Below are 19,516 nucleotides of genomic sequence, written 5' to 3' on the forward strand. Positions count from 1 at the left end.
GCTTATTAGTTAGTCTTGTCTGCTTACTTTTGTTTTAAAGTGCTTAATTATTATACACCTTCACTATAAATACGTAGTCCTTTATCTTTTTCAGTTGCTCCGGGCGGCTGGCGCCGGCCAGGTAATTTCTTCTGGATAATTTAATTGGCGCTTCCAATGAATCCTGGGATAACTGCTCTACTAGTTGTTTCAGGTAGTCAGACTTAACGGCAAAAGAAGCGCCCTGCTGGTCTAGCTGCTGACCGCTGATGACCCCAATCAGGTTGCCTTGGCTATCGAGTAAGGGGCCGCCGCTGTTGCCCGGATTAAGCGGAATGGAAATCTGGTAAGAAGTGGTATCGCCCTCGAAACCGGTGCGGGAACTAACCGAACCTTCCCCGAAAACCATATCTTCCCGCGGAAAGCCTAACGTATAAACCCGTTCGCCTAAATCGCTTAACTCCGATTTAAATGCATAAGGCAAAGAACCGAAAGAAGAGAAGCCTGCGTCGTCGATTTTCAGAATAGCTAAATCATGGGCCTGATCGCGGTAAATATTTTTAACCCGGTAGCGCTGCCCGGCCCGGTTTTCAATAAAAACCGAATCGGCATCTTTTACCACGTGGTAACTTGTTACCAGATAACCATCCGAACTAATGGCAAAACCAGTTCCACTGAAGTTAGCCGGCACCGGCCGGGCTGCTCTTGGATTGCTAACCCCCGAAATATCTTTGGCAATTGCCCGCTGGCTGTTTTTTATTTTCTCTACTTCGCGGCGAAGTGCGGTGTATCGGGCGTTTTGCTGTTTGCCCATCGAGCGCCACACATCAATACTCATCAGCGTGCCGAAAACGGTTAAAATAGCTACCGAGGCTGCCACCGCGATGGTTGCATAGTGCTGGTTCCAGAATATTTTCCGTTTTTGTTTATCGCCAAAAGGAGTAATTACTTTTCTTTCGGTTAATAATGCTTCTTCCGGCACTGCTTCCATTTGCCGGTGAATGGTGTGGATCTCTTCCTTTAAAGCTTTACGCCGGGAGTAAAAACGTAGCGTGCCGTCTATTTGCTGGTACTGGCGGTAATATTCTGCAAAATCCGGGTCGGTTTTTAAGCGCTCCTTAAATAGGGTTAGTTCCTCCGGGCTTAGTTGGTCGTTAAAATAATTTTCTATTTGCTTAAAGGCTTCTAACTCTTTCATATCTGGGGTGGATATTCTTAACCAGAAGAATTAATCCGTTTAAATTTATTTATCTTTTTTTTACTCGCGTTCTACTTCTGTTTTATACAAGTTAAAGAACAGTTTTTTCAGACGCAGCAGGCATTTATATTTTTGGTTTTTAGTGTTATCGGCGTTGGTATAACCAAATTTTTCGGTTATGGCCTGCATCGATAAATCCTGTATATAAAAATCTTCCAGTAACGTTTTACACGGCTCGCCTACCAGCGTTAAAGCCTCAGCCATTTTGGTAAAGGTAGCTTCCCTTTCTACCAGGTCATCTATGTCGTCGGCCACATCCACAAAAGAATCCGACTCCGACACAGCACCGCCAAACCTGCTTTTCAGAGCCAGCCTTTTCAGCCAAAGCCGCCGGCAAACCGAATATAAATACGTTTTAATCAGGCAATTCAGTTCCAGCGATTCATCTCTTATTTTTTCAATAAAAAGAATAATCGCTTCCTGATAAATATCCTTGGCTTCGTCTTCGGTGCCATTATTACTAAGCACAAAATGCAAAACCATGGGGTAATGTTGTTTGTAAAGATAAGCCACTGCCGTACCGTCATCTCTTCGAATTCCCGCCAGTAAAGCCTCTTCTGAAAAATAAACTACATTCGGCATTTAAGCTCCTCTTTTAATACCCCAGCCTGTATTTTGTAACCCATTTAAATTAAATATTTTCTTAAATAATCAGGAAGTAGCGTCATTTGGTAAAATTATAAAATCAAATTTGGGATAAGATAATTCAAAATCAAAACGAAAAAGTAGGAATGTAGCCAACGGTCCGCTTGCACACTTACCAAATGCTTATTACCTTTGGGCATTGCTTTTACAAGCTCTACTGCGCACGTGGTGAAACTGGTAGACACGCCATCTTGAGGGGGTGGTGCCTTACGGGTGTGGGAGTTCGAATCTCCCCGCGCGCACCAGAAGCCTGCTTACCTAATCTTTTGAAAGGGTAAGCAGGCTTTTTTATTTACCACTTACCCGCCAATTTTCAGGGTACCTTTCCGCTAAGCTTAGTCCTATTATTATAAACATAACCAGCAATACCCTTTTGCTCCGGCCTAATTGTTTTGCTTTTCTTTTATCTAACGCTTGTCAGGTTTATTTGTATTGGGTTAAATTGTTTTTTTCGTATTCGAATTTAATAAACCAACCGGGGTAGTTACCGGCTTTTGAATAATGCAGCAAAAATGGTTGTCCTTATTTTCTAGATATTTAAATTTATCCAGATTTAGCTTCAGATGAAATACTTATATTAAATAAATTTAATATTGTTTAAGTTCAATAAAAAGATGCTTATATGCTTTGTGGTAGCTGAAGTAATTAAAAAAATATAAAAAATAACGCAAGAAGTGTTGGGGTAAAGAAATATTTATTAATTTACAACCGTAAACAAAAACCAACTAATATGAAAAGACCTTCTACAGCATCAGCGGGATTGAATTTCTTAAACCAGGGATATACCATTGAATTATCTGTACAGGGAGTAGGGGCTTTCCTGCGCTATTGCGAAAGAAATAAACCTGGTTTTGAGTTAAAGGTATCTTACCAGAACGATATGGCAGTGGTAATGCCGGTAAAAGCACCCGTTGAAAGCCCTTCGTTTAAAGCCAGCCTGAAAGCCACCCTGGAAAAAGCCGGCATTGGTTTTGAAAATAAATTTTTTAACCCCGGTATCAGGTCTGTTGGGTAATAAATTGCCGTTACCGGGTAATGGATAAGATTTTAAGATTTACAAATTCGTTTTGCCTGGCAATGCGCTGTTACGTACCGGTTTGCCTGCTTGCCTAATAAATAATGGTCGGTTAATAATTGTTGTTTGCGTAACGGTTTAATAAATGGCGGCTGGTTAAGTCTTAAGGTGGCTGTTCTCCGGTGAGTAAAGAATTTTACTTCGATAATTCTGGTATAATTTTCGGTAATTAGCAGCCGAATTAAGCAGTTAATTGTGCTGGAGATTATTTATGACGATGCGCAGTATGTGGCCATTAACAAGCCTAATGGGTTGCTGGTACACCGAACGCGCATAGCCGAAGAAAAAAAAGAATTTGCCCTGCAGTTGTTGCGCGACCAGCTCGGTTACCGTTTGCACCCCCTGCATCGCCTCGACCGGGGTACTTCGGGCGTATTGCTCTTCGCCAAAACGCCCGAAGCGGCGGCACCACTGGTACAAGCTTTTACAGAACGCCAGCCAGATAAAACTTATTTTGCCATTGTGCGGGGCTACGCGCCGGAAGCCGGTACCATCGACAGCCCTATTCGTCCGGATAAAGACCACCAGCACAAACCAGCACAGGACGCAGTTACCCACTACACCCGGCTGGCTACGGTAGAACTGCCCATCCCGGTAGGACGTTACCAGACAGCCCGTTATAGCTTAGTTAAGATTAAGCCTGAAACCGGACGCATGCACCAGATTCGCAAGCATTTTGCGCACTTGCGTCATTATATTATTGGCGATAAAAAGCACGGCGACTGGCGACACAACCTCATGTTTCTGGAGCAGTTAAACAGCCCAAGTCTGCTTTTACACGCTGCGGCGCTCACTTTCGAGCATCCGTTTACGGGTGAAATTATTTCTTTAAAAGCACCGGCACCAGAAAACATGCAACGCCTTTGCCGGCAGTTTGGCTGGGATCTAGGTTTAATGCTTAGTTAGGTGTATAATAAAGGTAATTGTTTGCCCGCTGCCCCGGTTTACTGATTTATTTTCCTGGTAAACGGGTTTTAATACCCTTCAAAAAAAAGGTATCAAAGCTCAAGGGAAGCCTAGTATTATTTGAGACTTTCCTCATTTTTAACTCGCCTCCACCAGCTTAATTTCTTCCGGCGTAAGTTCGTAAAGCTGGTAAACCAGTTCGTTTATTCTGTTTTCCAGGATAGTTGTCTCCGCCGGGGATTCGGTTGTTTTGGCCCTTAATATTGTGCTTACACTTAATTTTGTCAGGTGCAGCGCCTCTTTTAAATAGGGGGGTAAAATTGTTTTGCCGGAAGGCAGCGCACTGGCAGGCAAAGTTTTGTTATCTGGGTTAAATGGGGTTGTCACATCTGTTAAAAATGGATCTTCGAAGCCTTCGCGCAGGCCGCTAATGGTAGCATAGCAAACCGGGCTGCTATTTTGGGTTTCTTCGTTCGCATATTCCAAGAAAGTGCCCTGCAGAATATTCGCAAGATATGCTGTTAACTGCTCTTCACTTTCTTCTGGGCTTTGCTGAACTACTAAGGAAAGCAAATTTGTTTTAAACCTTTCTATGGCCGCAAGTTTGGGTTTAAAAAGCCCGTAAGCTTTATTCAGATTCTGTTTAATGGAAGTTATCTGGGCAGGAATCATGCGTTATAGGAATATTTGGATTACACGCCAAACTGGGTTAAATGATGATCCAGGTGTTTGTAAAACATGTTATTCCACTCGGTTTTGTTTAAAGTGCCAAACGAATGCGATTTTTTGCCATCAAAGTGCCCTTCGCCTAATTGCTGGGTTTGCCGGATGTAATTAATCAGGCGTTCTTTTTCTGCCGCAAAATTTTTCTCGTCTTTAATAACAAAAGCCGGGGCGGTTTGCAGATTGCGTTTGTAAGGCTTTTCGCCGGTAACCGTTTCTTTGATAAACAAGCGAAGTACCCATTGCAGCAGGAAATTCGGCATCTTGTGTTTATCCGTAAATACCATTTCGTAAGGTACATTGCAGTGGGCCAGCATTTGCGAGACGCTCATTTTACCCCACTGGGGCCGGGTTTCCGGGGTCAGTGCATTAAGCCGGTTGATTATATTCTCGGTTACTTCGGTGGTGAAAATATTAGGGAGTGCCATCTTTTACAGGTAAAGGCTTTTAAACTTTCGGTTGGATAAATTAAGACTTAAAATAAATATTGGCAAATTTTTTATGGGTACCGACATTAGGAATTGTTCTTATTGCAAATTATTAAAGGACATCAGCGCATAATTTTACTGTTGGTACTTAAATTTTCTACCGAAGCTAAACCTTTTTGCCTACTGCGGGTTTTTTAGACGCAAATCAAATTTAAAGTATCGCTGCTTAAAAGATGAAATATTGCAAGACAAGCACCTTCAATTTGCCAGCCTGAAATTTACTTATCAGCAATGATTAGCCGGATTATTTTTATAAATACTTTCTTTATATTTAGCAATCATTTACTAAACCAGAACATTTGGATATGACCTCTCGCCGTAACTTTTTACAAAAATTATCTGCCTCAGCCATGGCCCTGCCTTTTTTACCTGGCTCGGTTAGCCTGCCCGACTTTGAAAATTTGGCTTACCAGCAAGGCAAAGTATTGCGGGTTGCTATTATGGGGTTAGGCAGTTACGGTACCCGGGTGGCCGATGCTATGCAGGCGTGTAAGCGGGCGAAGTTGGTAGGTGCCATCAGCGGTACGCCCGCTAAACTGAAAGATTGGCAAAGCAAGTACAATATTCCGGCAAAGAACTGTTATAACTACGAAAACTTCGACCAGATTAAAAATAACCGCGATATAGATGCAGTATACGTGATTACCCCCAATGCCCTGCACCGCGACCAGGTAATACGGGTAGCGAAAGCGGGTAAGCATGCTATTTGTGAAAAGCCCATGGCCATTAACGCCAAAGAAGGGCAGGAGATGGTTGATGCCTGCCGGCAAGCCAATGTAAAGTTGCTGGTAGGCTACCGGTTACACTTCGAGCCGAATACTCTGGAGATTATCCGGATGCGGAAAGCTGGGGAGTTAGGAAAAGTGATGTTTTTTCAGGGGCTGAGTGGTTTTAAAATTGGCGACCCCAAACAGTGGCGCTTGAATAAAGAACTGGCTGGGGGTGGCGCCATGATGGACATTGGTATTTACTCGATTAACGGCGCGCGCTACATGGTAGGCGAGGAGCCCGTTTGGGTTACGGCCCAGGAAACCAAAACCGATCCGGTAAAGTTTAAAGAAGGCGTCGATGAAACCATCCAGTTTCAGTTGGGCTTTCCGGGCGGGGCAGTGGCCTCCTGTTTATCAACTTATACCATGAACAACCTCGACCGGTTTTTCCTAAACGGCGAGAAAGGATTTGCCGAGCTATTCCCGGCTACCGGTTATGGCCCGATTAAAGGTCGCACGCATAAAGGCGAACTTACAGGACCACATACCACCCACCAAACCGTGCAGATGGACGAGATGGCGGCCATTATATTCGATAACAAGCAGCCCGTAGTGCCGGTAGATGGTGCTGAAGGTTTAAAAGATTTAAAAATTATAGATGCTATTTTCCAGGCTGTTAAAACCGGCAGAAAAGTAGAACTGAAAGGATAAGCGGCGGACGAAATATTTGCCGTTACCATGGCTTTAACATTGCATTCAAAGCCAGAATGGGGCGTTCTAGAATTCATGCGCTGGCAAAATGTAATACCTTCCCTCCGTTCGGGTAATTTAAAAGTTATAATGCTACAGCACATGGGGGCCGGTATCCAAGCCAAGGATAAGATGCAGGCTGCTTAAGAATATGCTGCGGAAAGATTTTTTTATTTGGATGATAGCTATGAAAATTAAAGTGCTCTTGCTTCTTTATTTTAACTTTTTAGTAGCTGTGGCTTTTTCTGCCAATCTTACATTAAACCCATCTATTTCTTATCAGCAAACGGAACGTTCCAACCATCCACTTCAAACGAAGCCGCTTCCCCGCATTGCCATTGCCGGATTAGCTATCGAATCAAGTACTTTTTCGCCGGCCCTTACCCACGAAGAATCCTTTCACGCCAAATACGGAACTAATGTTTTTTCCTCATATCCATTCTTAACGCCTGATTCTTCGCTCCGAAACCGGGCCCAATGGCTTCCGACCCTAATTGGGAAATCATTACCCGGCGGTGCGGTTACGCGGGAGGCTTACGAATCGTTGGTAAAGCAAACATTAGAGTTACTCGAAAAGAACAAACCTTACGATGGTTTATTTCTGGATATCCACGGGGCCATGAGTGTAGTAGGGTTAGATGACCCGGAAGGTGATTTTATTATCCGCATTCGGAAAGTAGTTGGCAAACAACCGATAATTTCCACCTCAATGGATTTACACGGCAATGTTTCCTGGCGTTTGGCTCAAAATACAGATTTAATTACCTGTTACCGGATGGCCCCGCATGAAGATGCCATGCAAACTAAAAGGAGGGCGGTAAGTAATCTGTTGTCCAGGATAGAGACTGGCAAAGGAAAGCCGGCCTACAAAGCCTGGATTCCGGTACCTATATTATTACCGGGTGAAAAAACGAGCACCCGGCTAGAACCAGCCAAAAGTATTTACCAGGCTGTTGCTCCGGCTGCGGCTCAACCAGGCATTATTGATGCCGCCATTTGGGTAGGATATGCCTGGGCCGACGAACCACGCAACCATGCCGTAGTGATGGTTACGGGAGACAATAAAGAGAAAGTTACGCAAACGGCCGAGCAACTGGCCAGTAGTTTCTGGAAAGCCAGAAGCGGCTTTTCTTTTGTTGCGCCAACGGGCTCTTTAAGCCAAAGTCTGGATAAAGCGCTGGCTAGCAAAAAGCATCCATTTTTTATCAGCGATTCCGGGGATAACCCAACGGCCGGTGGAGCCGGTGATGTAACCTGGACTTTAAAAGAAATACTGGCTCGCCCGGAGTTTAAATCAGCAAACGGGCCTTCGCTTATTTATGCCTCTATTCCGGGACCGGATCTGGTGAAAAGTGCGATAAAAGCGGGTGTGGGTGGGAAAGTAGATGCCTATGCCGGGGCAAAAGTAGATGCCCGCTTTGCCCCTCCGGTCCGGATTACCGGTACCGTAGAAGCAATTGAACACGGTGATAGAAATGCCGAAACAGAAGTGGTTGTGAAGGTGGGCAGCGTACACGTTATTGTTACGCAGAAACGCAAGCCTTACCATAAGGAAATTGATTTTACCAGACTTGGGCTTAATCCGCGGAAAGCCGCTATTGTGGTAGTGAAAATAGGTTATTTAGAACCTGAACTTTATGCCATGTGGGCAGACTGGATATTGGCCTTAACACCCGGCGGGGTAGACCAGAACCTGGAGCGCCTTCCTTACAAAAGAATTCAACGGCCCATGTTTCCGCTGGACAAAAACATGAAAGACCCGGATCTTACTGCTAAAATTGTACCTTCCTCTGATAAATTATAAAAGTTTATTTTCTGGTATTTTCCTGCTCTGTCTGAATATTACGGCCACCGGATTAAACTTCATGGTTTAGCCTATACGGTTTAATCCAGTGGTAGCATTTATACCAAATAATATCATGGAATTTCCTTTGGTGATAATATAGTTCATCCATTCACTCGGGCCATTCCACAGGAATCTTCTGCCTGGAAGGCGTTACAGGCAAATACCAGGAATGATGTATTACCTGTTTTCCGACGCAAGCAGAAGATTCTTATGGAATTCTGCGAATTCTGTAGAATGATGGAGGTGCTATGGAACCTCTTATTTACTATTTGGTATACTTAGGGATTACTGTAGTTGATTAACCCGTTCCTGGTAATATTTAATTGTTTGCAAAACCGACGGCAAGTTGCTGGGCAGGTCTTCGGCATCCCGTTCGATATAAATGGGTCCCCTGAACTGCTGCTTTTGAAGTTCCGCAAATACGGCTGGGAAATCAACTACCCCGGTGCCGACCGGTACATCTTTTAATTGGGGATTGTTGAAGGCCGCAATATCTTTTAAATGCACCCCGATAATATGGCCGTTTAGCTTTTTCACCGCATCCACCGGATTAATACCGCTCTTCGGCCAGTGTCCCAAATCAGCGCAGGCTCCAAAATTAGGATGGTCTTTAATGGCAGCTAATACCGAATCCGGGTGCCAGTAATGGCTTACGCCTTTCCAGTGATCATGAATGGCTACCTTAATATTGTAAGCCCCGGCCAGGCTATCAATACCATCCCACAGTTTTACCGGCGGCTCCGCGGTTACAAACTTTACCCCCAGTTGTTTGGCAATATCGAACTGCTTTTTCCAGGAGGCAAGTGTAGAATCGCCCATAATATAAATAGATTCAGCCTTGAGGCCTTGCTGGTCGATGAGGGCTTTGAGTTTTTTAATACCGGCCGGTGAAAGCTGTAAAACCAACGAATCTTTTAAGGCCGGACCAGTCTTATGAAAGGTATTCGGCTCAATATATTCCAGGCCGGCACTATCGGCTTTAGCCAGGGCATCCGGAAAGTTAAATGTATGGAAAGTCCATAAGGCCACTCCTAGTTTCCAGTCTTTGGTTACCTCTGCCGCGGTCGTGGTCGAAGTTGTTTCACTTGTAGTAGAATTTTTTTTGCTCGTACAGGCGGTAAAAGCCATTGCTCCGAAAAAGCAGGCATACATTAGTTTTTTCATATTCGGTTTTTGTAGTTCGTTTGTAAAGCGTTTAATAATAAATAATTTCTGCCTGGTTACCCTTCATAACCATAAAAAAAGCATTTCCCAGCTTCGGGAAAATTAAATTCTTCTGGTTGTCAGCGTATAGCATTGGAAGAATTCCACCAGAAACTGTTGTTTAGAAAGCAAAGCAGGCAATATTCGTTCTACTGGTTTTACCCGTAATATTTTTATGTAATGGTTCATTCCTGTATAATAGAAAAGAAATAAACTCTAAAGCTGGTTTATACCATACGGAATTATCAGGTAAGCTGAATTTTACGGTTAAAGGGTGTAAAACCGGTTAGGAATACAGTAGGGGCACTGGTGCGGGGCAAAGCACCCCGGATATCCACCCATTTATGCTGGTAAACACCGGGCCCAAAATGGATTTGGTCGCCGTTGAGGGTGTAACTGCCCTGGCCTTCTTTTAAAAAATATACCTCCGGTAAGTTGTTATGGGCCTGCACACCGGAAAATTGCCCACCCGGCCGGAAAATGAGTTCCAAAGCCAGCGGCACATGGTCAGTGCCCGTAATCGCTATTTCCAGTTCAAAGCCTTTTTCTATTTCCCGGATGGCAACCATTGTTTTTAGTTTTTGCACTTCCGATTGCGCCCGCTGGTTGCGTGGCATATTTGCCCAGATGCCATCGCCCGGTATTTTATCGGTAGGAAATGGTTGGTAATAAGGTCCCTCCAGGTTGCTCTCCAAAATGTAGGCACCGTTATCTTCCCGGTAATCCGCCGACGTGAACTGTCCCTTCCCGAAAAATGCACTGGCTAACCGGATGCCTTGTAAAACCGCATTCTTTTTATGCATGGTAAAAAACACCGGGTTATTCAGCAGGATAGAGGCATCGTAATTGTCGCGCCGGATTCGGAACAGACCCGAGGTGTGAAAAGCTTTGGCATAATTACTGGGTAAGGGGGAGGAAGAAGGTAATTCCTGCCAAAGGGTAGGGTCTTCGAGAAAATAATACAGGAACCCGACCGTTTTCGGAAAAGCGGTTTCTTCTATCAGGCGGCAAACGGCAGCAAACCGGCCATTTCGGTCTTGTAGGGCCATGTACCGACAGGGATAGTAATAATTTTCCAGCGTACCGATTATGGAATTATCCTGCCGGCCCGATGCTTCTGTCACAATTTCACCGTTCGGGTGAATGTAGTAAAGGGTCATCTCCAGGTTTTTCCGCACGTAGTCCAGCAATTCGGGTTTTTTAAATCCCCGGGCCGTAGCAATTAATACCCGGTCGCTTAAGGAAGAGTAGATGTAGCTGCTTTTTTCCTCGTATTGTCCATCCGGGTCCATGTCAATCTTCTCGTTTAACCACGTTTCCGCCCTTTGCCGGTAGGCGGGTTCCGGCCAAATGGTGTACAAGCCGGCCAGGGCCGAACAAATTACCCAACGATGATTAGGCGTATGAATGCCCCCCACCGTTAAAGCCTTACCTGCATTCTGTAAAAAATCGCCCAAAGGCTGGAGCAAGCTTTTCTTACCCGGTACAGAACTCTGCTGTAACAACCGGTAACCCGGGCTAAGCCACTTCACAATAAAACCCAAATCCGGCGTAGAGTGAAAGTTGGTCGAAAACAAATCAATGGTGCCATCGGCGTGCTGAAGTTTCAGCAAATATTTGGCGGCGAGCACCAGTTCGCCGGTTAATGCTTTATGGTTATAAAATTTAGACTCCTTGCTTACCAAGCCGCACATGCCGGCTTGTAAAAAGGAGGTAACCGCATGCACGTGGGCTATTTCGTTGCCATCCAGAATACCACCATAAGCCGGATTATTTTTATCCGTTATTCTTACCTTCTGGTGGCTCTCTATTCTTTCATCGTTTAAATGAATCATTTTTACCAGCCAGGCAGGTTTTTCCGGCACTGGGGCAGTCGGGTTCTTTCCCCAGCTATTGGTAATGAAAAATGGAACAAAAGGGGTTGAACAGACAACTAACCCATTTTTAACAAACGTGCGGCGCTTCATAGTTTTCATTGCGGTGGATCAGGAACAATATAATAAATCGAATGAAGTTTCGGGGCTTCGTGGCTGAAATATTATTTGGTAGAGGTAAATAAGGAAAGTGTCTGTTGTTGGCGCAGAATCCTTACCAGCAGACCAGTTTAGAGTGATTCTTATACTCATTCAAATAAAGTGCATCTTCTATAAAGTTTGGTTAAGCGTTAATTTGGAATTAAGATTCTTTTTAGGCCGTCCTGGTTTAATATTTATTAGTTTTTCCCTTTTCGGCTGTTTTCGCCTGTGCAATAGGTTTTTAACTTTTCTTCTGAATGAAATTAACCCTTCCGCCCTTCGGGCACCTTCCCTGAATCAGGGAAGGAGTTCGGCCGAACCGGAACATAATGGAATAGCTTTGTTGGGAAGGTTTAGTATTTAATAATGATTGAACCTTGTATGGCAGCAGCTAAGCGCATACTACAGCAGTTTGGACAGCGAGGGCCTTTTGGAAGATGCTCTTCTGGGTTTCCGGTGCTTTAGCATTCCGACGCAGGAGGAAAGGGAAGATGAGCAGCCCGAGTGGCCAAACGGGGCCGGCCGGCCGGGAGGCTACTTAGGTTCTTGCTATGAGTTAGCACCTGCACCTTGAAAGATGCAATCTTTCAAAAGAAGAACATTAGCTATTGTGATTGACCCACGCTAGGTAAATATAAACATCAGACCACAGATTAAAATTATTTAGGAATTTGGTATGAGCGGGCGTTTGGGTGCAAATATGCTTTTATTTAAAAGCAAACTAATAATTTAAAGCGGAGAATATTTTCGAAACGCAACAGGCAAGCAATGCAGTCAATTATAAGCCACTTGCCAATAATCCTTATTTTTAGTTCTTGCAAGCTTAATGCTTCAAGTGGCTCATAGCTTTCCCATGTTTACCCAACTCATTCAGTGCCGCCCGAAAACCTTGCGCTAAGGTAGTAGCTGGCCCCTGACCATAGTAATGCAGGAAAATGATATGCGGGTCATCGCCGAGCATGTGATGGTGCAGGGCTACTACTTCCAGGTTATTCTGACGCAGGGCCTTAATAACCGCATTTACTTCCGGTTCCAGCATGGCTATATCGCCGGCAATATGGGCCTGGTTTTTATCTCCGGCAAAGGAAGCCCAGGAATTTAACCCAATGGAAGGCGTCATTTCGGCACCCATAGCCATAATGGTTAAATCAGCGCGGCCCACAGTGTATTTGTAAGTCGGGCCGTTTACCGTGCCGGTATATTTTACTATGGCATCCAGGGCGGGCAAATCAAAGTTTTCTTTACCGGTTGGTCCGGCGGGGGCGATTGCTGGTGGCTGGTTGGCGGGAGATATTTTGCTTTGACGGATAGTAGCAGCATATTTTTTGGCCAGGCCGGCCGGGCTGCCCATACCGTGCAGGTGCATGTAAAAAATACGCGGCTCTTCGTAAAAGAAATGATTGTGAATAGCACTTACTTCCAGTCCGTTGGCGTGCGCAGCCGAAATTAAGGCGTTCACTTCTTCCTGCAGCAAAACCGTATCGCTCATGAGCACAGCCGAATTGCCATCTACTGTTTTCTTAATTGATACCCAACCCCCAAAGCCAAAAGGAATCGGTACGGGCTGACCTTTAACTGTTACTTTTAAATCATTGCGGGGTAAAGGCGTGGTATGGGTCGCTTCGGCTTCCTTGTAGGTGCCTTTTTTACCCAGCGCCGTTTCAATGGCACTAATTTCGGTAGCCGATAATGGGGGTGTTTTGCCTTTGGCGGGCAAGGCCGCAGTAGCAGGAATATTTATAAAGGCTGCGGTGCCTAGGAAGGCAGTGGCGCGTAAAGCTTGCCGGCGGGATAATTTTTGGTGGCTCATGGCTGGATAAGGATTTCAGAAAACGAAAGTATTTAGTAGATAATACGTTAAACCAGCTAAGGCGCTTATAATTATCCAGGTAATCATACCAATTTTAAACCGGTACATGGCTATAAAGGAAATAATAATCCAGGCCAGGCTGAAATAGTCGATACCCGAGAATGAGCGTTGTTCCGGAAAAATAACGACTTGGGCAAAGTAAACCGTTAAGTTTAAAATTACGCCCACCACAGCAGCAGTTACCACACTCAAAATAGCTTTTACGTTTTGGTTGCTTTGGGTTTTTTCAATGATAGGGGCACCCGCCAGGATAAACAAAAAGCAAGGTAAAAAAGTATAGTAGGTGGTCGTAACCAGTCCTAAGGCACCCATGGCCAGGGAACCGCCAAAGTGGTGATACCCTGCCATAAAGCCCACGAAGGTTAATACCATAATCAGCGGACCGGGCGTGGTTTCGCCCAGCGCTAAACCATCAATCATTTCGAGTTTGGTTAGCCAGTTAAAATCTTCCACGGCTACCTGGGCCACATAAGGCAAAACGGCGTAAGCGCCCCCCACCGTTACAAAGGCGGCTTTCGTGAAAAAACTTATTAAACGCTGCCAAAAAGCGGCCCCCTGGCTTAAACTGAAAAAAAGAAAAGGCACCACCCATAAAATGCCAATAACCAGCACTTGTTTGGTAAAGCGGCCCCCGTGAAAACCCGTACCGGGCACTTCCGAATCCATGTTGAGGTAATATTCCTGCTCGCTCGCCGAGATTTGGCTGGCCGATTTAGTTTCTTTAAACAAGGCCGGGTAAAACTTTTTAGCAAGCCAACCCAAAGCAATGGCGCCCAGAATAATGTAAGGGAAAGGAATATTTAAAAAGAATATTCCGATGAAGGAGGCAATGGCAATTACTACGTGAAATACACTGAGCAAAGATTTCTTGCCAATTTTTATCAAAGCTAATATTACAATAGCTACCACCGCCGGTTTTAAGCCGTAGAACAAGGCGGCTACCCAGGCAATTTTGCCAAATACTACATATATCGTACTTAAGCCCATTAGAATAAACACCGAAGGCAACACGAACAAACTACCCGCCACAATACCGCCGATGGTGCCGTGCAATAACCAGCCAATATATATAGCCAGTTGCTGCGCTTCCGGACCAGGCAGGAGCATACAGTAATTTAAGGCATGTAAAAATTTGCGGTCCGAAATCCATTTTTTCTGATCGACCAGAAACGTGTGCATAATGCCAATCTGCCCGGCCGGACCTCCAAAGCTGATGAAGCCCAGCTTTAACCAGAAGTAAAAAGCTTCTTTAAAGCTGGGTTTGGTAACTGGCGGAGTAGCTACAGCAACCGGTGGTGGTGTCGAAATTATTTCGCTCATGGTAATCTAACGGGCAAATAGGTTCTGGTTGCAAGAATAAGAAGCTAAAAGCTTCTAAAATAGAATGTATTTAACTATTAGAATCCTTTTTACCTTTTTGTAATTTTTTTTTGTACCCGGACGGATTCTGGCCGGTATGCTTCTTGAAAATACGGGTGAAATGGCTTTGGTCGGAAAAGCCGGTTAAGTAGGCAATTTCGGATAAGGAGTGATTGGTGTGATGGAGTAGATGAATGGCTTTATCAATACGCAGTTTGCGGATATAATCACCGAAGGAGAGATTATCAAAATATTTGGAAAACTGCCGCGATAAATAAGCCGGATGCACGTTGAGTTCCTCCGAAATAGCGGTTAAGTTAAGGGTTAAATTGGTGTCAATCTGGTCCTGAATGGTTTCTTTAAGCTGCAGGGCCCACTCGGGTATTTTTTTATCTTCTTTTTTCTGGTCGGCCAGGTACCGGCGAAAAACCTGGATTAATAAATTTTCGGTAGGATTTTGGGTATGCTTTTCCTGTTGCAGGTATTTGGCCCAACTGTATAAAGCATCGTAAATGACTAGGCCCTGGGCTAACAGTTCATAATCATCTTTAAGGTTATAAGCCAGGCCCGCCGAAATAGCCCACAAACCCGCCGATTGGCTGCTGATGCTGTGGTCGTCGGTATCGGCACCACGAATCACCAGCGCCATGGTATGCAGCGCCGGGTCTTGCAGGTTGTATTTCTGCAGAAAATAATCAAACGTACACCGGTCTTCGTAATGGCTGAACTCCACTTCCGGCACATCAAACGGGGTGGCTTGCAGCAATTTGGCCTGCGTAAAAACTTCTTTTTCGGGCACATAAATGATTTCGGCCGCGGCATCGATAAACCTTTTAATGAGCCAGGGGCAGGCCAGCCGGTCTATTTTAGGGCGTTCGCGGGTAATCCATTTCATAAAATGTTCTGTTGGTTTTCTGGCATGTTCATGATTAAGCGACTAAACTAGCCTACTTCTTTAACGTTTCAAGGGTTAGCTGGTCCGGGAATGTAGCCACGGTTTTCTCCCTTTTCATCTTTTCCACGCCTTTAGGTTTTTACTCTTAAACCACGAAGCTGTTTCGTATTTAAACTAAATGCAAGAATGGTAGCCCCTGGTGGTGTTATCATTGCCAAATTTAAAGTTTTTACCCGGATACTGGCCGGTGAAAATACAAGGTAAGGACCACTGCGTAGCCGATTATTAATAGGCTAAACCGCTTCTTCACCAATGGCCTGATTTTGCCGGGGTAGGTTAGGCTTGGCGGGTATTCTATTCATGCAGGTATTTTTCAGCCTCCTTAAATCTATTCTCTGGCGTAATAGTTTCTAAGTTGTTTAGAGAATGTCAGCCTGCTGGAGATTGTTAATAAGGTTTAATCCCTGGCGCTTTAAATTTTTCAGCCTGAACAAATCTAAATATGTTAAGCTACTTTAAAAGACCACTCTTTATACCGCTCTTCCGCCTGCTCCATTATTTCGGCCAGCATTTCCTGTAATTCTTCGGTAATGCCTTTGCGGCGCAGTATATTTTTTACCGACAGCATTAGCTGGGCTTTGGTATCGGATTTCTTATACCAATCCGGTTGCTGGGCATTTTTCTTAATCACCTTCGTAACTTCTTTCACGATTTCCTTAATCAGCTCAAAATCGTGGATGGCGTTGGGGTGCTTGGCCAGGATTTCGTAGAAGGCTTCTTCGTCTTCGGTGAGGCCGAGGCTTTGCTGAATTTTTTCTTCGTTTTGCAGGCTGGTGGCTACGTCACGTATCTTTTGCATGGCAATTAAGCTGTCGAAGAAATGGTTGTGGTAGCCCTGGATGATTTTCTCGACTTCTTCTTTTAGCTTGCGGTATTTTACCAGGTTCTTGGGCGAACGCACTTTTATTTCATTGTTTATAATCTGGAGCAGGAGTTCCAGTTTTAACTCATTACCGGTTTTCTGTTCTTTGGCCGTAGCCAGGAAATCGTCGTTGATGATAGAGATATCGAAGCGGTCGATGCCGGCCATCTGGAACACATCTATTACGGCTTCGCTTTCGATGCCGGCCATCTGGAACACATCTATTACGGCTTCGCTTTCGATGCTGCGGTGGATGAGCTCTTTTATTTGGCCTTCTTTTTTCTTGATGTTGGTTTGCGGGTATTTTATCTTCCTTACGGCAGCGCCTACATGTTGAAAGAACAATACATCTACCGCAATATTGTTTATGGCCGGATGGCTTTTTACAATGGGTACCAACGCACTGAGTTTCTTCTCGTTTTGCATAAATTGCTTACACACTTCCTCATCGGCCACCAAAATATTAACTGCCCGCATCACCAGCTTAAATTTATCACCTTCCTTTAAATAAGGCCAGCTAAAATAACACCACCCAAACCGCTCCAAAACCGATTCGCCGGTTAAAGCCGCATAAACTGGTGTGCCGTGCTGTCCCCCTTCGGAGGGGGTTGGGGGAGGATTATGCCCCGGCGTACCCGAAACCGGCGACTCTCCGGAAACTGCGGATGATGGGGAGGTATAGGTTAAAGGCGGTTCGGCGGCGGTGGCTACGGTTCCGGCACTGGTGTAGGTAGTTGTCCTCCCCCTGCCCCCTCCAAAGGGGGACTGTTCAATAGGCGTGGAAAAATATTCGGGTAAATGCTGTTGTAAGTCCTGGATTACTTCTTTGGTTAATGCAAAAGCCTCTTCCAAATCGATGGTAACGGCACCCTGGCCACCGCCTCCGGTGTATTTTTTGGTAGCGTCGCGGAGTTTGTCGCCGATGCCGATGTAGTCTACGATGAGGCCGCTGGGTTTGTCGCGGAAAACGGTGGCGACGCGGTTGACGGCCTGGATGAGGTTGTGGCCGCTCATGACTTTATCGACGTACAGCGTGTGCAGCGCGGGGTTATCGAAGCCGGTGAGCCACATATCCCGCACAATTACAATCTGCAACGTATCGTCGGGGTTTTTAAAGCGGGTTTTTACTTCTTCCATCGCCTCCTTGGTGCGCACGTGCGGGTTCCACTCTTTCGGGTCTTTGGCAATGTTGGTGGTCATAATAACGGCTACTTCGGGGCAATTGGGTAGGGCCGTGAGGGCATCGTATAGTTGAACGCAGTTGCGGCGGCTCATGCACACCACCATGGCTTTGCCAGGCAGGTTGGCAGTCCGGTTCAGGTAATGGCTTAGAATATCGCGGGCAATGGCGGCTACGCGTTCTTTGGCCCCGGCGGCATCTTCCATGGCCGCCCACATAATTTTGTTTTTATCGCTTTCTTCCAGGCCGGTGGTAATTTCTTCGGCTTCTTCTTCTATTTGCTCGTTGCCCAGGTGCAGTTTGGCCAGGCGCGGCTCGTAGTAAATGGGCACCACGGCTTTATCGGCGGTGGCCTGTTTTATGTCGTAGGTATGAATAATTTCCCCGAAAACGGCTACCGTATCGGCGTCTTTGCTATCGACGGGGGTGCCGGTGAAACCAATAAACGAGGCTTGCGGCAAGGCTTTGCGCAGGTTGTTGGCGAAGCCGGTTATTAAACCGTACTGGGTGCGGTGGCATTCATCGGCAATGACTATAATATTATCGCGCTGGCTCAGGATGGGGTGTTCGGCTTCGCGCAGGCCGGGGCCGGTATCTTTTAACCGGAACTTCTCGATGGTACTGAACACCACGCCGCCGCCTTCGCCGCTTAGTAGTTGGCGTAACTCGTCGGTGGTTTGGGCCAAGGCTACGTCGCCGACCAAATCTTTGGCGGCTAAAATTCTTCGTAGAGCTGCTTGTTTAAATCGAAGCGGTCTACCTGCACCACAATGGTGGGGTTTTTGAGTTCGGGTAGCTGGCGCAGAATACCGGCATAAATAGCCATGGTAATGCTTTTGCCCGAACGGGTGGTATGCCAGATTACGCCAATGCGGCCATCGCCGAGCGGACGGATGGATTTTTTGGTCTCGGCTAGGGCGTACTGGATGCCAAAAAACTGGTGGTATTTGGCGCCTTTTTTTTGGAGCTGGCCTTTATCCAGTTCGTGAAAAATATAAAACCGAATGTAAGCCAGCAAACGCTCTGGCACCAGTAAACCTTTTATCAGGGTTTCGAGGGCAAAATCGTCGGTTACTACTTCGCGGCCGTCGGTACTTTTCCAGGCGGCGAACCACTCCAGGCCGCTGCTGAACATGCCGTGCAGGGTGGTAAAGCCATCGCTGATAATGGTGAGGGCATTGGTTTCGAATACCCGCAGAATATCCTGGATGTAATGCTGCACCTGGTTGAAAGCGGCATCAACGGTGGTATCCTGGTCGAAAGGGTTTTTAAACTCGAATAGCACCAGGGGCAGGCCGTTAATGAAAATGATTAAATCGGGGCGGCGGGTATTTTTGCCTTGTACGGTAAACTGGTTTACGACCAGAAAGCTGTTTTGCGCGACGTCTTCGTAGTTAAGGGCGTAGAAATGCTCGAACTGGGGCTGGCCTTGTTCGTTTTTCCAGGTTTTGCTCAGGCCTTTGCTGAGCTTTAAATGAAACGCGTGGTTTTGGCTGTAAATATCGGTGCCGGGGTTAAACAAAAATTCCTGCTTTACTTACGTGCGGGAAGCTGCGGGCCAGGAAGGCTTCGAAGGTGTCTTCAAGTATGGCTTTATTAAAAAGGTCGCTTTAAATTCGGACCTTATTGGTGTCGGAATTGCAGAAACCCCCAAAGCCACCCATTAGCGGCATCATCTAAGTCTTTTTCAGT

Annotated in this window: 16 protein-coding genes and 1 tRNA gene; 6 read left to right on the top strand and 11 right to left on the bottom strand. The window is 45.7% G+C overall.

Going from position 1 to position 19,516, the window contains the following annotated elements; all coding sequences use genetic code 11:
• Window positions 1-43: 43 nt before the first annotated feature.
• Both AAE02nite_RS21805 and AAE02nite_RS21810 read right to left on the bottom strand, forming a co-directional pair.
• Window positions 44-1,177 (bottom strand): S1 family peptidase, encoded by a 1,134-nt coding sequence (locus tag AAE02nite_RS21805; RefSeq protein WP_146903177.1) that lies wholly within the window; start codon window positions 1,175-1,177, stop codon window positions 44-46.
• Window positions 1,178-1,237: 60 nt separating this feature from the next.
• Window positions 1,238-1,819 carry an RNA polymerase sigma factor gene (locus AAE02nite_RS21810; RefSeq protein ID WP_146903180.1) on the bottom strand — a complete coding sequence of 194 codons (582 nt, stop codon included), beginning with the start codon at window positions 1,817-1,819 and terminating at the stop codon, window positions 1,238-1,240.
• A gap of 222 nt (window positions 1,820-2,041) precedes the next feature.
• On the opposite strand from AAE02nite_RS21810, the gene AAE02nite_RS21815 reads away from it, so the two are divergent.
• The 3 genes from AAE02nite_RS21815 (at window position 2,042) to AAE02nite_RS21825 (ending at window position 3,863) form a co-directional block, all read left to right on the top strand.
• Window positions 2,042-2,127: transfer RNA gene (locus AAE02nite_RS21815), tRNA-Leu, on the top strand.
• A gap of 485 nt (window positions 2,128-2,612) precedes the next feature.
• Window positions 2,613-2,897 carry a hypothetical protein gene (locus tag AAE02nite_RS21820; protein WP_146903184.1) on the top strand — a complete coding sequence of 95 codons (285 nt, stop codon included), beginning with the start codon at window positions 2,613-2,615 and terminating at the stop codon, window positions 2,895-2,897.
• A 255-nt stretch (window positions 2,898-3,152) separates the two neighbouring features.
• A complete protein-coding gene (locus AAE02nite_RS21825; RefSeq protein ID WP_146903187.1) occupies window positions 3,153-3,863 on the top strand; it encodes a pseudouridine synthase in 711 nt (236 codons plus the stop codon).
• Between the two features lie 138 nt (window positions 3,864-4,001).
• On the opposite strand, the gene AAE02nite_RS21830 is transcribed toward AAE02nite_RS21825, so the two are convergent.
• Both AAE02nite_RS21830 and AAE02nite_RS21835 read right to left on the bottom strand, forming a co-directional pair.
• Complete coding sequence (locus tag AAE02nite_RS21830; protein ID WP_146903190.1) at window positions 4,002-4,535, bottom strand: DUF7149 domain-containing protein; 534 nt, start codon at window positions 4,533-4,535, stop codon at window positions 4,002-4,004.
• Window positions 4,536-4,555: 20 nt separating this feature from the next.
• Window positions 4,556-5,014, bottom strand: coding sequence for a DUF1569 domain-containing protein (locus AAE02nite_RS21835; RefSeq protein ID WP_146903193.1), 459 nt, complete (start codon window positions 5,012-5,014; stop codon window positions 4,556-4,558).
• A gap of 365 nt (window positions 5,015-5,379) precedes the next feature.
• On the opposite strand from AAE02nite_RS21835, the gene AAE02nite_RS21840 reads away from it, so the two are divergent.
• Both AAE02nite_RS21840 and AAE02nite_RS21845 read left to right on the top strand, forming a co-directional pair.
• Window positions 5,380-6,495 (top strand): Gfo/Idh/MocA family protein, encoded by a 1,116-nt coding sequence (locus AAE02nite_RS21840; RefSeq protein ID WP_146903196.1) that lies wholly within the window; start codon window positions 5,380-5,382, stop codon window positions 6,493-6,495.
• Window positions 6,496-6,721: 226 nt separating this feature from the next.
• On the top strand, window positions 6,722-8,338 hold the full coding sequence (locus AAE02nite_RS21845; protein WP_146903199.1) for a M81 family metallopeptidase: 1,617 nt from the start codon (window positions 6,722-6,724) through the stop codon (window positions 8,336-8,338).
• Between the two features lie 327 nt (window positions 8,339-8,665).
• On the opposite strand, the gene AAE02nite_RS21850 is transcribed toward AAE02nite_RS21845, so the two are convergent.
• Both AAE02nite_RS21850 and AAE02nite_RS21855 read right to left on the bottom strand, forming a co-directional pair.
• Window positions 8,666-9,544 (bottom strand): sugar phosphate isomerase/epimerase family protein, encoded by an 879-nt coding sequence (locus AAE02nite_RS21850; RefSeq protein WP_246151217.1) that lies wholly within the window; start codon window positions 9,542-9,544, stop codon window positions 8,666-8,668.
• Between the two features lie 284 nt (window positions 9,545-9,828).
• Complete coding sequence (locus AAE02nite_RS21855) at window positions 9,829-11,550, bottom strand: hypothetical protein (RefSeq protein WP_146903202.1); 1,722 nt, start codon at window positions 11,548-11,550, stop codon at window positions 9,829-9,831.
• Window positions 11,551-11,968: 418 nt separating this feature from the next.
• Here AAE02nite_RS21855 and AAE02nite_RS21860 point away from each other — a divergent pair, with 418 nt between their 5' ends.
• Complete coding sequence (locus AAE02nite_RS21860) at window positions 11,969-12,172, top strand: hypothetical protein (RefSeq protein WP_146903205.1); 204 nt, start codon at window positions 11,969-11,971, stop codon at window positions 12,170-12,172.
• 249 nt (window positions 12,173-12,421) lie between these two features.
• Here the strand turns inward: AAE02nite_RS21860 and AAE02nite_RS21865 are convergent, their stop codons facing one another.
• The 5 genes from AAE02nite_RS21865 to AAE02nite_RS26900 form a co-directional block, all read right to left on the bottom strand.
• The gene (locus AAE02nite_RS21865) at window positions 12,422-13,408 is read right to left on the bottom strand and encodes a DUF1259 domain-containing protein (protein WP_146903209.1); all 987 of its coding nucleotides are present in this window, start codon (window positions 13,406-13,408) and stop codon (window positions 12,422-12,424) included.
• 15 nt (window positions 13,409-13,423) lie between these two features.
• Entirely contained in the window at window positions 13,424-14,788 is a 1,365-nt protein-coding gene (chrA, locus tag AAE02nite_RS21870; RefSeq protein WP_146903212.1) for a chromate efflux transporter, read from the bottom strand.
• Between the two features lie 70 nt (window positions 14,789-14,858).
• The gene (locus tag AAE02nite_RS21875; RefSeq protein ID WP_146903215.1) at window positions 14,859-15,722 is read right to left on the bottom strand and encodes a chromate resistance protein ChrB domain-containing protein; all 864 of its coding nucleotides are present in this window, start codon (window positions 15,720-15,722) and stop codon (window positions 14,859-14,861) included.
• Between the two features lie 505 nt (window positions 15,723-16,227).
• Window positions 16,228-18,528 (bottom strand): type I restriction endonuclease subunit R, encoded by a 2,301-nt coding sequence (locus tag AAE02nite_RS26895; RefSeq protein WP_262713475.1) that lies wholly within the window; start codon window positions 18,526-18,528, stop codon window positions 16,228-16,230.
• A gap of 11 nt (window positions 18,529-18,539) precedes the next feature.
• Window positions 18,540-19,346: a type I restriction endonuclease gene (locus AAE02nite_RS26900; RefSeq protein WP_262713476.1), complete on the bottom strand. Its 807-nt coding sequence runs from the start codon at window positions 19,344-19,346 to the stop codon at window positions 18,540-18,542.
• Window positions 19,347-19,516 lie beyond the last annotated feature (170 nt).

This window comes from Adhaeribacter aerolatus (genome assembly GCF_007991635.1).
Taxonomy (GTDB): Bacteria; Bacteroidota; Bacteroidia; order Cytophagales; family Hymenobacteraceae; genus Adhaeribacter; species Adhaeribacter aerolatus.

Excerpts from the sequence above, each read along its gene's own strand:
- AAE02nite_RS21865 (WP_146903209.1), bottom strand. The coding sequence starts at position 13,408 with ATGAGCCACCAAAAATTATCCCGCCGGCAAGCTTTACGCGCCACTGCC.
- chrA (WP_146903212.1), bottom strand. The coding sequence starts at position 14,788 with ATGAGCGAAATAATTTCGACACCACCACCGGTTGCTGTAGCTACTCCG.
- AAE02nite_RS21805 (WP_146903177.1), bottom strand. The coding sequence starts at position 1,177 with ATGAAAGAGTTAGAAGCCTTTAAGCAAATAGAAAATTATTTTAACGAC.
- AAE02nite_RS21855 (WP_146903202.1), bottom strand. The coding sequence starts at position 11,550 with ATGAAGCGCCGCACGTTTGTTAAAAATGGGTTAGTTGTCTGTTCAACC.
- AAE02nite_RS21820 (WP_146903184.1), top strand. The coding sequence starts at position 2,613 with ATGAAAAGACCTTCTACAGCATCAGCGGGATTGAATTTCTTAAACCAG.
- AAE02nite_RS21810 (WP_146903180.1), bottom strand. The coding sequence starts at position 1,819 with ATGCCGAATGTAGTTTATTTTTCAGAAGAGGCTTTACTGGCGGGAATT.
- AAE02nite_RS21850 (WP_246151217.1), bottom strand. The coding sequence starts at position 9,544 with ATGAAAAAACTAATGTATGCCTGCTTTTTCGGAGCAATGGCTTTTACC.
- AAE02nite_RS21830 (WP_146903190.1), bottom strand. The coding sequence starts at position 4,535 with ATGATTCCTGCCCAGATAACTTCCATTAAACAGAATCTGAATAAAGCT.
- AAE02nite_RS21845 (WP_146903199.1), top strand. The coding sequence starts at position 6,722 with ATGAAAATTAAAGTGCTCTTGCTTCTTTATTTTAACTTTTTAGTAGCT.
- AAE02nite_RS21875 (WP_146903215.1), bottom strand. The coding sequence starts at position 15,722 with ATGAAATGGATTACCCGCGAACGCCCTAAAATAGACCGGCTGGCCTGC.
- AAE02nite_RS21840 (WP_146903196.1), top strand. The coding sequence starts at position 5,380 with ATGACCTCTCGCCGTAACTTTTTACAAAAATTATCTGCCTCAGCCATG.
- AAE02nite_RS21835 (WP_146903193.1), bottom strand. The coding sequence starts at position 5,014 with ATGGCACTCCCTAATATTTTCACCACCGAAGTAACCGAGAATATAATC.